Annotated in this window: 10 protein-coding genes; 2 read left to right on the top strand and 8 right to left on the bottom strand. The window is 53.2% G+C overall.

Annotated features, from left to right (window positions below; genetic code table 11):
* Positions 1 to 2 precede the first annotated feature (2 nt).
* From C162_RS26995 to C162_RS27025, 7 genes are all read right to left on the bottom strand, one after another.
* A complete protein-coding gene (locus C162_RS26995) occupies positions 3 to 350 on the bottom strand; it encodes a class I SAM-dependent methyltransferase (RefSeq protein ID WP_268748819.1) in 348 nt (115 codons plus the stop codon).
* Between the two features lie 273 nt (positions 351 to 623).
* Entirely contained in the window at positions 624 to 3407 is a 2784-nt protein-coding gene (locus C162_RS27000) for an alpha-mannosidase (RefSeq protein WP_036699596.1), read from the bottom strand.
* Positions 3408 to 3422: 15 nt separating this feature from the next.
* Entirely contained in the window at positions 3423 to 4244 is an 822-nt protein-coding gene (locus C162_RS27005; RefSeq protein ID WP_036699598.1) for a carbohydrate ABC transporter permease, read from the bottom strand.
* A 21-nt stretch (positions 4245 to 4265) separates the two neighbouring features.
* Positions 4266 to 5132, bottom strand: a complete 867-nt coding sequence (locus C162_RS27010) for a carbohydrate ABC transporter permease (protein ID WP_036699600.1) — start codon at positions 5130 to 5132, stop codon at positions 4266 to 4268.
* A gap of 68 nt (positions 5133 to 5200) precedes the next feature.
* Complete coding sequence (locus C162_RS27015; protein ID WP_036699602.1) at positions 5201 to 6583, bottom strand: extracellular solute-binding protein; 1383 nt, start codon at positions 6581 to 6583, stop codon at positions 5201 to 5203.
* A 192-nt stretch (positions 6584 to 6775) separates the two neighbouring features.
* Positions 6776 to 8068, bottom strand: a complete 1293-nt coding sequence (locus C162_RS27020; RefSeq protein WP_036699604.1) for a glycoside hydrolase family 125 protein — start codon at positions 8066 to 8068, stop codon at positions 6776 to 6778.
* A 240-nt stretch (positions 8069 to 8308) separates the two neighbouring features.
* On the bottom strand, positions 8309 to 9457 hold the full coding sequence (locus tag C162_RS27025; RefSeq protein WP_036699692.1) for a GntR family transcriptional regulator: 1149 nt from the start codon (positions 9455 to 9457) through the stop codon (positions 8309 to 8311).
* A gap of 154 nt (positions 9458 to 9611) precedes the next feature.
* Between C162_RS27025 and C162_RS27030 the strand changes: the two genes are divergently transcribed.
* Positions 9612 to 11273 carry a ribonuclease J gene (locus tag C162_RS27030; RefSeq protein WP_036699606.1) on the top strand — a complete coding sequence of 554 codons (1662 nt, stop codon included), beginning with the start codon at positions 9612 to 9614 and terminating at the stop codon, positions 11271 to 11273.
* A 336-nt stretch (positions 11274 to 11609) separates the two neighbouring features.
* Here C162_RS27030 and C162_RS27035 read toward each other — a convergent pair whose 3' ends face one another.
* Positions 11610 to 12917: an MFS transporter gene (locus C162_RS27035; protein ID WP_051493966.1), complete on the bottom strand. Its 1308-nt coding sequence runs from the start codon at positions 12915 to 12917 to the stop codon at positions 11610 to 11612.
* A gap of 290 nt (positions 12918 to 13207) precedes the next feature.
* Between C162_RS27035 and C162_RS27040 the strand changes: the two genes are divergently transcribed.
* A complete protein-coding gene (locus tag C162_RS27040) occupies positions 13208 to 13729 on the top strand; it encodes a DUF3231 family protein (protein WP_036699608.1) in 522 nt (173 codons plus the stop codon).
* The last annotated feature ends 110 nt before the right edge of the window (positions 13730 to 13839 follow it).

A 13839-nucleotide genomic window follows, 5' to 3' on the forward strand; every position in this document is an offset into this window, starting at 1 on the left:
CTTTAAACATAGAGGGGCTTGATTTCATCCCATTTCGAGAGCATGTGCGAGATGATTGTCGTGCAGCCTTTGGGCATGAGAATGCCGAGTCCATGGGAATGTTCAAATTGTGCCGCCGGGTGTATTTCCTGCAGTTCCTCCCAGAGCTGGTATACGCCGAAGTCATCCATTCGCACCGTAATATCATGGAACAGTACGACACTATTATCGGCCAGTTTGGGCAGCCAACATTCATAATCATGCTTAATTGCTTCATAAGTGTGAAGTCCGTCAATATGCAGAAGGTCAATGCTGTTGTCTTCAAACGTACCTACAGCCTCGTCAAAAGTCATTCGGAGTAAGCTGGCGATGCCGGGAAAGAATTATTCTCCCAGTGTGAGTACCGATTCATAAATCGAACCTTTGTAGAACCCGGAATGCTTATCGCCAATTTAGGTATCGACAGCATAACATTCCGTATCAGCCCCTGATCCAATCCTCCGGATGCTCTGGACCATCCGGCCAGCAAGTACACCAAAAAACGGCACAAACCGCAGCTCACCTTACAATGAGACTGCAGTTTGTACCGTTTACAATTCCTTACCATTTACTTGAAGAACATGCTGAATAGCCTATTGTATAACCTATTTCTCCAACTGGTATACCTGCGTGACAATCTTGTAGCTATCCACAGGCTGCTCCGCTGCCGCAAGCTTCGAGACACGGCGCTCCAGCACATCACTCTCATAGACAGCCTCTGCCCCGAAGGCAGGCTGAACCTTGAGCGCTGCCGGTTCGCCGCCCAGATTATACCAGCGGACCACGAGATCACCCGTCTCCTCAGCCATCTTGAGGGTCGAGAAGGCCAGCGGCGAAGCACTGGAGTTCCAGCTTAACCATTGCCCGGATACCGGCAGGGTCACTCCGCCTGAATGCGGACGTCCATTCACGGCCGGGACGCGTGTTGCCGGGCCTTGGGTCTGAAGAACCGTCCACGGAATCTGGTATTGGTAGGCTTGTGCATAAGCACCGGATACCGCACCGTCACCCGTATAAGGGATGATCGCATATTCTACGGTTTGCTGGCCCAGGCACTGTGCCTCCGGTGTCTCGAACACACCCCAGTCACCGAGTTCAGAGGACGAGCGCAGCAGAGTTACTGCAATGGTGTTTTTGCCGTCCAGCAGCACCTCGTATTCATTCAGGCCCTTGTTCGCAACGGCAAGTCCATGGACTCCATCTGCTACACTAACGAAGACCTGCTGATGCTGGGCATTACTCGGATTGATCCACTCTGCCGCAGGCCGGTTATTGCGTCTGGCCACCTCGAACACGGAGTCCGCATAGTGGTGGTCCGATTCAAGACCTGTAGGGAACAAGGCTCTGAGCCGCTGATCCTTGGCCTGATTGTTGAAGCTGGTGCTTAGTTGCAGCATTCCGCTTCCAGCTTCCAGTGTATAGTGGGTGGTCAGCATAAGCGGCACCATCTGGGCCGAACGCTGCGCGGTACGCTCGGTGAACGGTACCATCTGCTGCTTCTCGGTGAGGAAGGTCTCGTCTGCACTGGCCGGAACCTCCCAGCGCAGCACCGTCTGCATCACCACACGTGCCGGGGACTGCTCAAGGCATGTGATCTCAGCCGTCAAGCCTTCGGTGGTCAGCACCTCGCTGCCTTCCGGCTGACGGTACACATACTCATTGCCGATGTCCCCGGTATTCTCGTATGCGTTCAGTCCGGCATAGACCGCACCTGACTGCTTGTCTGTAACAGTCACGGTACCGTTGTCTGCAACCGCAACGATCAGCTTGGCATTCTCCATCGTGTTGCCTTGTACACGTACACTATCCAGCACCGCTGCTTCCGCTCCAGCAGCGGCAGCAGCCGGAACCAATGCATACGTGCGGTACCCAAGCGCAGCCACATCCGCTGCCGGGAAGCTCACCCGGACCTTACGCGCCATATAAGGCTGGCGGAAGCGGTCCTTGGGCAGCTCGTAGCCGAAGTGAACCCCGAGATCCGCAAGGCCAGCCGGGTACACCTTGCCCGCTTCGTCCATAACCCGCCATTCACCGAGCGGCTCCTGCGCAAGCTCTCTGGCCAGAGTCTGCGGACTCAGTCCCTCAGGGAAATATTTCTTGACGGTAATCAGCTCCACCGTAACCGTTCCAGTTCTGGACCAGCCGCTTGTATTAAATACGGTGAACGGAACCGCATCCGGTCCCCAGGCCGCTACTCCGGCCACATCAATGGCTTCAGTTAGTGCAGCCGCGCTCTGGGCGGCAATCGCCTCAGCCATCTGGCTGCTCTTGGCGAACCGGGTCACCATCTCGCGGTGCACCTCATCCACACTGCACCCGCAGATGCTGTCATGCGGATGATTCTGCATGAGCGTCTTCCACGCATAGGTCAGCAGAGCATGCGGATAGGCTTGTACTCCAGCCAGCGCGGCAAACGCCGCCAATGGCTCAGCCACCTTTTCCAGCAAAGTCTGGCCGGATTGGTTCAATTGCTTCAGATACACCCGTGAAGATGCCGTGTTAACCAATGTGCCCCATCCATCCGTATGCTGGCTGCGCAGCTCCCCTTCCACCGTCACCAGATCGCCGGGAAGATCAGCTTCCAGTGCCTTCAGGTACTCGTCGAAATTGGAGTGTACGAACTCCACATCGGGATACAAGCTGGAAGCTGTGCGGATCGCCTCTGACAGATCGGTCTGAATCGGCTGGTGATCGCAGCCGTTCATGAACAGCAGATGCGGAGTAGAAGCGAACTTCTCGGCGTCTGCGAGATTCTTGTCCCAATAAGCTTTGGCGGCCACCGGATCAGCCGGAACCTCCATCCCGTTGCAGTACCAGTTGGCGAACAGCACACCCAGCACCTCCGAACCGTCCGGGGAACGCCAGACCATCTCGGAATAAGGAGACTCATAGGTATCCGTCTCGCTGACTTCATTATTGAAGCCTGTCGGCTTCACGCCGCGCCCGAAGATGGCATTCGTAATTCCGGCCTGCTGAAGAATCTGCGGCGCCTGGCCCATGTTGCCGAAGGAATCGGGGAAATAGCCAGTTTTGGAGATGATTCCGAACGGCCTCGCATCCATATGCCCGATCAACAGGTTGCGCAGATTCGCTTCCCCGCTGGTCAGGAACTCGTCCTGGAGCACGTACCAAGGCCCGAAATGAATACGTCCTTCACGAATATAGCGGTCCAGCCGCTCTCTCTGCTCCGGGCGGACCTGGAGATAATCCTCGCGGATAATGGTCTGTCCGTCCAGATGGAAATAGCGGTAATCCGGATCTTGGTCCAGCGTGTCGAGCAGCTTATCCATCAGTTCAATCAATAACAGATGATGATGTTCATAAGGCATATACCATTCACGGTCCCAGTGGGTGTGCGAGATGATATGTGCGGTTTTGTGCTTAGCCATGTAGGTAACCCTCCATTATCCTTTGGTTGCTCCGCCCATGCTGAACCCTTTGGACATATACCGCTGGGAGAACATATACAGCACTACGGAAGGCATCGTGTAGAGCAGTGAGAAAGCAGCCAGTCTGCCGTATTCGACCATGCCGTGGCTGCCGAAGAATTGATAGATGGTAACGGATGCCGGAAGCTTCTCCGGCGTCTGGAGCAGAATATACGGTACAAAGAAATTCCCCCAGCTGCCCGAGAAGGTAAAGATCGCAATCGTGGCGATACCCGGAAGCATGAGCGGGGCAACGATTCTCCGGAGTCCGCCCCAGACGGAAGCCCCGTCAATCCAGGCCGCTTCCTCCAGGTCAATCGGTACAGAGTCCATGAAGCTCTTCATCATCCAGATCCCGTAGGGCAGGGAGGAGGAAGTGAGGAAGAGCATGGTTGCGAAGATCGAGTTCTGCAATTTGAAGAACAGGAACATTTGAAATACCGGAACCATCACCGCCGTAATCGGCAGAGCCGTCATGAAGAGGATGCTGAGCAGGAAGCTTTTTTTGAATCGCATCTCATAACGGGATAACGGGTACGCAGCCAGTACGGATGCAAGCACAACAAGGGTTGCCTGACCTCCGGAGAGAATGATCCCTACGCCGAATGAGCGCAGATTGCCGCTGTCTCCGAGCACTGCCGAGAAGTTATCGAGCGTGAAATTAGGGAATCTAATACCCTGCTGGGCATTTGTATCAAACGAAGCGAGCAGAATCCAGAATAATGGCAGCAGGAAGCAGAGTCCCAGAACGACCAGTATCCCGTATTGGATATTACGTTGAAGCCTATGCTTGACCACAGTGATGCACCTCCTTCAGGGTTAGACCTTGACTTTCATAGATTTCATGTAGAACAAACTTGCAACAATCCCGATCACCAGCAGTACGAGTGAGATCGCGGTGCCGTATCCGAATTGATAATTGACGAAGGCCTGATTGTACATAAATACCGGCAAGGTCTGAGTGGCCGTTCCCGGGCCCCCTCCGGTCATGGTATAGATCAGTGTGAATACGCCCAGGGTCTGGAGCGTGACAAGCATCATGTTGGTGACGATCGAGCCTTTTACCATAGGAATGGTGATGTAACTAAGAATCTTGAAGTTGCTCGCTCCATCAATCGTGGCGGCCTCCTCAATATCCTTGGGAATCTCATCCAGTGCAGATTGATAGACCATCATCGAGAACGCTGTGCCGTGCCAGATGTTGGCAATGATGACACTCACCATCGGGAAGCTGAACAGCCAGGAGACCGGGCTAATGCCAAACCAGCCGATGATCTGATTGAGGGACCCGTTATCACTGAAGAACGCTACCATACAGAAGGCGACAACGATCTCCGGTGTAACCCAACCCGCAATGACGATAATGCCGATGATCCGGCGGAAGGTAACATTCTTCTCTTTCATTAGCAGGGCCAGAATGAAGCCGAGCACGACCTGCCCGATGACCGCTGAGAAAATCAGGAACACCAGGGTTCTCCAGACGCTGATCCGGAAATCCGGGTCCTGGAACATGTTCGTGAAGTTCTGGAAGCCGATGAATTGCAGGTTACGGGCAGCACTTCCCGTCAGAGCCATATTGGTAAAGGCAAAGCAAATGGTCAATATAATCGGTACGATAAAGAATATCAGCAGCAGCAAGACTGAAGGCGTCAGAAATAAAAATGCGCCCCGCGACTTCCTTTTCATAGGTCACTCCCCCTCCAAATCCGAAAGAGGAGAATGGCTTCTCCTCTGCGCTCGAATTCTCAAATCCTCTATTTGACTTCTACTTTATCTTCGCCAAGCGAGCGGGTAACATTATCCTTCAGCTGCTTCACAGCATCTTCCGGCGACAGCTTGCCTGAAGCAATGCTCTCTACAATACTCTGAAGCTGCGCAGATACAGTCGCATACTGATCATTGGCCGGGCGGAATTTCGCCACTTCCAGTAAAGCTTGCGCCTCCGCTGTATACGTACGGTCTGTATAGCCTGCTACGTCCACCGAATCATTACGCGGGCTCAGGTTGCCCTCTGCCACTACGCGTCCTGTTGCATTCTCCTGATTCATCAGGAACTCCAGGAACTTCCACGCCGCTTCCTTGTTCTGCGATTGTGCCGGAATCGACCAGGCCCATCCGCCGGACATGGTGATGGCTCCAGGCTCTTGACCCTTCTGTGTCGGGAATGGAGCGAAGCCCATCTTGTCAGCTACATTCTCAATCGGAGCCGCGCCGTTCTCGAACCAGGTTGATCCTGCCCAGCTTCCGTCCACGGCCATCGCCAGCTTGCCTTGCGGGAACAGCTGCTGGAAGGCAATGCTGCCGGCTTGTCCGTTAAGCGCTACCTGCATCGAAGGGCCTGTCTTATCTACATTGAACAATTGATTAATGAATTTGAAGGAGTCTAATAGTCCGGGGCTGCTTACAACCCATTTCTTGGTTTCATCGTTATACAGTGTGTCGTTCGTGCCGTACAGAAGCATCTCCAGCGTCTGCATGGTTACGCCTTCTCCGCTCGACTTGCCCACGATCATATTCAGCGGAGTTACGCCCGGCAGCTTATCCTTGATGGTACGTGCGGCTTCCAGCACCTCATCCCAGGTAGCAGGCTTGAACGGTACCGGTAATCCTGCTTGTGCCAGCAGCTCTTTGTTATACCAGATACCGCGTGTATCGGAGGTGGCAGGAATGCCGTAGATTTTGCCGTCTTCACCAGTCACACCGGCTTTGAGGTTCTCAATGAATTTATCCTTCCAGTCACTCCAGCCCGCAACCTGCGTATCCAGCGGCTCCAGATATCCGGCTGCGGCATCCGACTTGATGATCGAGGTATCTTCGGCTACGATGTCCGGCGCTGTATCGGGCGACTTCATCTGCAGAACGATCTTGGAGGTGTAATCTCCTTCACTGGCCAGCACCGGAGCAATCTTGATCTTGATATCCGGGTTGTCCGTTTCGAATTTCTTTATCAGTCCCGATTCAAAATACTTGGTCAATGTATCTTCGGAGCCCGACGAACGGAAGGTAATGGTGACCTCCTTCTTCCCTTCGGCTGCTCCCGAACCGGAGTTCGAATTGCCGCTTGAACAAGCTGTAGTCAACAGAAGAAGAGAAGCCATTGCCGCAGTCATCGAAACTTTAAATTTATTCATTTTCATTTGTCTTTGCCCCTTTGGTTGTAGTTTGACAAGTGGAAACGTCTTTGCCGTCCTTTTTAAGGACGGCACCCGTTTCAGCGAGAAATAGAAGGATAAGTTATCGTGTGCAACATATAAATTCTTATATTTTAACGCTTTCATTAAAGCTTCAAAAAGAACGGACAAGCCGTCTTTTCTACTTCACTATCCGGTCTACTTCACTACCCGTAATCCGCAATAATCCATAATCAGTTCGCTGAACAGCATATTCGACCAGGAGAACCATGGACGGGTGAATGCTGCGGCATCGTTGACCGAGAAGCCTTCATGGGTCAAGCCTGTGCCGCCATCCGTATCCTGGATCAGTTGCAGTAAGCGTTCTTTCTCGCTGCGTTCCGGTGTCGTAAGTCCTTGCATGGACAAGGCGATGTGCCAGATGTAACCCTCCGGGGTATGCGGACTGCCGATGCCTTCCGCAACCTGTCCTTTATAGTAATAAGGATTATCTTCGCTAAGGATAAATCTCCGGGTATTGCGGTACACCTCGTCATTCTCGTCGGTGTAGCCAAGGTAAGGCAAGGACAGCAGGCTTGGAACATTGGCATCATCCATAAGATTGTAATGACCTAGCCCGTCCGTCTCATAAGCATAGATTCTCCCATAGACCGGATGATTATAGATTCCATACTCCTGAATCCCCTGATTAATCTCCTGGCCCAGCTTCTGTGCCGCTGCCGCAAGCTCCTGATCCCCGTAGATCTCTTGAGCGATCTCTTCCAGATAGCGCAGGACCACCACAGCGAACATATTGGACGGCACGAGATAACCATATTCACAGCAATCATCACTAGGCCGGAAGCCTGACCAGGTCATCCCGGTATAAGCGGTTTCGCTGCCTTTGCCCTCCCGGGTCAAGGTATCTGTAAGCGGTGCATCCAGCCGCTGGAACCGGTAGCCCGACTCCGTCTCATGATGCTGCTCCACTCTCCACAGCTTCATAATTTCGAGCGCTGCCTTGCGGAAGGTCTCATCGAACTGCGTGACGCAGCCGCTATTCTTCCAGAGCAGATAACTGAGCTGGATCGGATACGCCAGCGAATCAATCTCATACTTGCGTTCCCAGATCCATGGGCTCATGTCGGTAAGATCCGATTGATGCCCGTGGCCGTTCGCCTCTTCATTGAAGGCATTGGCATACGGATCGAGCAGAACATAATTCATCTGCCGCTTCACAAGACCCGCAATCATCGCTTCCATGTTAGGATCTTCTGCGGCAAGCAGCAGATACGGGCGAACCTGGGCGGCGGAATCACGCAGCCACATAGCTGGTATATCACCTGTTATAACGAAGGTGGTGCCATCCGCTTTCTGCGAAATAGTGGTACCAATAGTATTGATAATGCAGTCCTCGAACATCTTGGCCAGCTTGGAAGAGTCTGGCAACTCCCCTTGTACCTTGCCGATCAAATCATAAACAGACTTCGGAATTTCATTCTGTAGCTTCACGGGTGTATGTCGCACCTCCAAATGGTATATATCAGTATTTCAAACGCTTTCATCATAGTAAACAAATAATATTAATATGTCAATATAATAATGGTATATTTATAGAGTCGTATGACCTATTGGTATATATAGTATATTCAGATCGGAAGCTGAATAACAAAAAAAGCCCCCGCAACGGAGGCTTTGATCTTACTCCCACGGTTGGGCTTTCAAGAATTCCAGGTACGCTGCTCAGCCAGGTCAGTCCTTGCGGACCGGTGCTGTTGACTTGCCCTTAATCAACTCGGCCGGTAAAAGAATCCGGGAAATCGGCTGCTCGTTCCCATGCATAGTGAATACATTCTCATACGCCTGCTTGCCGATGCTGAACTGATTCTGGCGCATATGCGTCACTCTACAGCCTTCATAGGACTCCGGGCTGTCGAAGCAAATCAGGGACAAGTCTTCGGGAATCCGCAGTCCCAGCTTGCCCGCCGCCTCTTCGACCAGCAACGCGATACTATATTCGGCTGCGAACAGCGCGGTGATCTGAGGATATTTCCGCAGATGCTCTACCAGCTTGTCTACATCGCTAATACGGGCCTCCGGGTCAAATACATTCGGCATAGTAGACGTGATCGTCTCCATCCATAATTCACGGTTCGCCAGCAGATTATGCTCCATGTGAGCTTCGAGAATACCATCGATCCGTTCCTCTATTGCGGTTGTATTCGCTGGCGGAGGCGCGAGAAATCCGATATGGCGGTGCCCAAGCCCGAAGAGATAGTGCGTGGCTTCCTTGGCCGCCTGAATATTATCAGTACTCACAGAAGAGGCGGGAATCCCCTTTAGATACCGGTCAATCATGACGAACGGGAATTTCTGGATGACCAGCTTCAGGATCTCGGCACTGAAATATTCGCCTTGCGCCGGGAAGATAATCAGCCCGTCCACCCCAAGCCCCAAGAGCTGTTGAATCGCCTGCTCCTCCAGCTCGGGAATCCCGAACGACCGCCGCACAATCAGAAATGCGTCATTCTCCCGCGAAGCCTCTTCCATCCCGTATATCAGCTCTGTGCCGTACATATCACTGAAGTGTGTAATCACCAGTCCGATGATCCGTTTCTTGCCTGCCGGCCGGACCGTCTGCTGGCTGTCAAACGGCTTCATGATCAGCGAATTCGCATCGGCTACGAAGGAGCCTCTGCCTGGCTGACGGACGATTAGATGTTCATCAGCCAGCATTTTCAGTGCTTTCTTGGAGGTAATCCGGCTCACCCCAAATTCACTGCACAGTTCTTTTTCTGAGGGAACCCGCTCCCCCGCTTTATATTCATGATTCGTAATTCGCTCACGCAGCGTATGAAAGATCATTTCGTACATCGGCTTCGAGCCTGAGTCATTGGCCATATCAAGCACCTCCATTACCGCTTTCTCTTGGAAAGACACAACCTAATATACCATGTTATATTAGTAATGTGAAGAATGTTATTTCCGGGATACCGGATAGTAAGCCTTCCCTCCTAACATAATAAGCATACGGATAAAAGGAGGAGTTGTAACAATGTCAAAAGAACGCCTGCGGATTGCCGCTTTAGGTGGAGTCCACGAGATCGGAAAAAATATGTATATCCTGCAATATGGTGAAGATATTATCGCCATCGATTGCGGGTCCAAATTCCCCGATGAGAGCCTGCTGGGGATTGACCTGATCATTCCCGACATCGCTTATTTGCTCGACAACCGCGACAAGGTGCGGGCCCTGATTGTTACCCACGGGCATGAAGACCATATCGGCGGCATTCCCTACCTGCTTAAGCAGATGAACCTCCCGCTCTATGCCTCCCGCCTGACCCTCGGCCTGATCGAGACGAAGCTGAAGGAGCACGGGCTGCTCCGGGATGCCCAGCTTCACCGCATTGATGCCGATTCCGAGCTCACTTTCGGTGCGGTGACCACCACCTTCTTCCGGACCAATCACAGTATACCGGACTGTCTGGGCGTGGTGTTCGATACCCCCGAAGGGACAGTCGTCCACACGGGAGATTTCAAATTCGATATGACTCCGGTCAACAAGCAATACCCGGATATTCACAAAATGGCTGCGATCGGCATGAGAGGCGTCCGCTTCCTGCTCTCCGAGAGCACGAACGCAGAACGTCCCGGCTTCACTCCCTCCGAGCAGTTGGTCGGAGCACATATGGAGGAGGCCTTCAAGCAGGCTGAGCGGCGAATCTTCGTCTCTACCTTCGCCTCCAATGTTCACCGCCTCCAGCAGATTGTCGATGCTGCCGGTCTTACCGGACGCAAGCTGGCCTTACTGGGGCGGAGCATGGTGAATGTTGTAAGTGTGTCCAGGGAACTGGGATATCTTAACATCCCTGACGGAATGCTGGTCGAGCCTGTAGAGGCCGCGAAGCTTCCGCCGCAGGAAGTGGCTGTTCTGTGCACAGGCAGCCAAGGTGAGCCGATGGCCGCGTTATCCCGCCTGGCGAATGCGAGCAACCGGCAGATGGAGATTCAGGCCGGAGATACCGTGCTGCTCGCGGCGAATCCGATACCGGGCAATGAACGCAATGTATCGCGGATCGTGGATAATCTCTATATCCTCGGGGCCAAGGTCATCTACGGCTCACGCAGCGAGCTGCATGTCTCCGGCCACGGCAGCCAGGAGGAATTGAAGCTGATGCTGACCCTGATGAAGCCGGAGTACTTCATCCCGATCCACGGCGAATACCGGATGCTGCATCATCACCGGCTGCTGGCTGAAGGGGTCGGGGTGCGGGGAGACCATATTTTCCTGCTCAAGAACGGAGAGGTTGTAGAGTCGGCAGCCGGAGTGGTCCGCCAGTCGGGACGGGTCACAGCGGGGCAGATCTTCGTGGACGGTCTGGGAATTGGCGATATCGGCAATGTAGTGCTGCGGGACCGCCGACAGTTGTCCGCTGACGGGGTGCTAATTACGGTAATTACCCTAAGTCAAGCTGACGGACGGCTGCTTAGTGAACCGGATACCATCTCACGCGGGTTCATCTATGTCCGCAATTCAGACAGTCTGATGGATGAGATTAACCAGCTCGTGAAGGCTACTCTCCAGAAAATGAGTCCGGCGGATCTCGGCCAGTGGAACCTGATCAAGCAGACGCTGAAGGACACGCTCAGCAAGTTCCTGTATGAGCGGACGAAGCGCCGTCCGATGATTCTGCCGATTATCATTGAGGTGTAGGGGGATAAGAAACACTGTATTTTTATAACGAAGCGTAATCGTCACTGCGGTGAACATTTGGACTTCCGGCCGCTGTTGTCTCCAGATTTCCTGATTAGACCGCTGTTTGCGGTAGAAATCCGGAGACAGCTAAGGCTTACGATGCGAGCTTTCCTGGGGAAAGCTTTCAGGCGGTCGCTAACGCTCCTACAGTTCCAAATTTCCCCTCCGTTCCTTTTCGCTTGTCGTTTATTCTTTAGTGTTTCTTATAGTGGAGAAGAGCAAATAAGGGGCGCCTCATATGGGGCGCCCCTTCAACCATAAAAACGTACAAACACACTTACACTTACTAACCACCTACCGCGCACGCTGGCGCAGCGGGTTCCCCTTCTTCGCCTTGAACGTGCTACGCTCCGGCCGCTCTCCGCCTTCAGAGTCCTCCTTGCTTGGCGTTACCGCGAAGAACGATAGTAAGCCGCCAACCGCACCGACTCCTGCCATGGTGCCGAACAAGGTCCAGTGCCCCCGGTTCATCAGCAGAGAGACGACGGGCGGCCCCAGCGCCACCCCGATAAAGCGCATGCTGCTGTACAAGGAAGTGATCGTGCCCCGGCTCTCCTTCTCAATCCCCTCCGTAATCAGCGCATCCATACAAGGCAGCACTACGCCGATCCCGATCCCGCTTAAGCTTAAGAAGCCTACCATGAAATAGATATTCGCGTTAAAGCCTGTAATCAGCATGGCAGCCGTCAGTACAGCCATGCCGCCGAAGCCGAGCCATTTCATCAGCAGCTTGTTTTTGCCGATGATTTTGCCGCTTCTGTAGGAAGCGAGGCACAGCACGGCCAGCGGAATAGCCAGCACGAAGCCTTTGTAAGCGCCATGCAGATTATATTTGGACTCCAGGGTCTCAGATAAGTAGAACAGAACCCCGAAAGTGGCAAACATACAAATCCCGCCAATGGCAAAGATGGCGTACAGCCAGCGGCCTTTTTCATGCAGCACCTCTTTGATGCCGGTCAGGAATTGCTTGAGGCTGGTCTTCTCGGGTTCTTCCTCTGTCTTGGGCTTCTTGACCAGAAAGATCATCAGCCCAAAGGAAATCAGGCAAAGGGCGGGAATGGCGATAAAAGGGGCATACCACAGCAAGGTGCCCAGATAAGCCCCCAGAATCGGGCTCAGCACTTTACCGAAGGTGTTGGAGGTCTCGATGATTCCGAGCCCCTTGCTGACCTCCTTCTCATCCTTGAACAGATCGCCCACAAAGGGAATGACAATCGGAAAGGCGCCTGCTGCTCCAATCCCCTGCACGAACCGTCCGGCAAGAATGATCCAGTACGCCGTGATTCCATTGAAGAACCAGGCAGCGGCAACACATCCTGCTCCGCCCAGGGCGGCAAGGATCAGACTGGGCAGAATGACCTTTTTCCGTCCGAAGCGGTCGGATAGATATCCGGCAATCGGAATCATCAGAATGGCAATAAGGCCATAGACCGTGATGATCATACTGACCTTGAACGCTCCTATTCCCAGCTCCTTGGAAATCTGCGGCAGAATCGGCAATAGCATGGAGTTGCCCAGTGTCATAATCAGCGGGATGGAGGCGAGCGCGATTAATGCCCCTTTTGAACCATTTTCCCCTTGGGACTCTTTTGACCCGTTCATGGACGAACCACCTTCTTTTATATTCGCATCCTGCTTATTGTCGGTCTAACTGCTGTATTTATACCCCTTGGACCTGCCTTTTATAATCAGATACCAGCCGTAGCACAACGAACAGGCCAGTACAGGAGATCACCGGGAACACCACCCTGACCTCACATCTGCCTATTATGGCATAACGGGCAGCCTCTTATCCGTGTCAACAACTTCAGAATGGCGCTCTGTAATATCTCCGTTACCTGCGGGCATGCTATTCCATGTTCAAAATCCAACCCGTAAAGGAGCTTACCTCTATGACAGGAATTCTAGGCGGCAACCCCAAGGATGAACCGTTACATTATGGTGAGATCTTCACCCTCTGGCAGACCTCAATGGCAGCGAAGGGCGCTTTATCAAGCTACAGAGCTTACATGTATCACACCGGGGACAGCGATCTGAAAAAAATTCTGGCCGGGATGATTGATCAGGCAGAGCTGGAGATCAGTGAGTGCGACGAACTGCTGTCCGAGCAGGGTATTGCAGCTGCTCCGGCGCTCCCGAACCGTCCTGAAGCGAGACTGGAGGATATTCCGGTGGGCGCAAGGTTCACAGACCCTGAGATTGCGGCCATGATTGCAGCCAATCTGGCGGTCGGGATGGTGGCATGCAGCCAGGCGATGGGGCAGTCCATCCGTGAGGATATCGGCGCATTATTCGCCAAATATCATCTGACCAAGGCGGCCATCGGCATGAAGAATCTTCATCTGCTGAAGAAAAAAGGCTGGCTGATTCCTCCGCCGCTGCTCGTCAAGAGACCGGAGACGGTCCACGCGTAACGCGGCAGGTTCCGGCATCTGTACAGCAAGAGGCCCGCGATTCTTCGCGGGCCTTCTTCGGGTCCTAATATGTCCTCCTGCCGAATAAGCTATCTATATAGAAAGGAGGA

Origin of the sequence: Paenibacillus sp. FSL R7-269 (assembly GCF_000517865.1) — a bacterium.
Classification (GTDB): Bacteria; Bacillota; Bacilli; order Paenibacillales; family Paenibacillaceae; genus Paenibacillus_AQ.

Excerpts from the sequence above, each read along its gene's own strand:
- C162_RS27000 (WP_036699596.1), bottom strand. The coding sequence starts at position 3,407 with ATGGCTAAGCACAAAACCGCACATATCATCTCGCACACCCACTGGGAC.
- C162_RS27010 (WP_036699600.1), bottom strand. The coding sequence starts at position 5,132 with ATGAAAAGGAAGTCGCGGGGCGCATTTTTATTTCTGACGCCTTCAGTC.
- C162_RS27015 (WP_036699602.1), bottom strand. The coding sequence starts at position 6,583 with ATGAAAATGAATAAATTTAAAGTTTCGATGACTGCGGCAATGGCTTCT.
- C162_RS27025 (WP_036699692.1), bottom strand. The coding sequence starts at position 9,457 with ATGGCCAATGACTCAGGCTCGAAGCCGATGTACGAAATGATCTTTCAT.
- C162_RS27030 (WP_036699606.1), top strand. The coding sequence starts at position 9,612 with ATGTCAAAAGAACGCCTGCGGATTGCCGCTTTAGGTGGAGTCCACGAG.
- C162_RS27035 (WP_051493966.1), bottom strand. The coding sequence starts at position 12,917 with ATGAACGGGTCAAAAGAGTCCCAAGGGGAAAATGGTTCAAAAGGGGCA.
- C162_RS27040 (WP_036699608.1), top strand. The coding sequence starts at position 13,208 with ATGACAGGAATTCTAGGCGGCAACCCCAAGGATGAACCGTTACATTAT.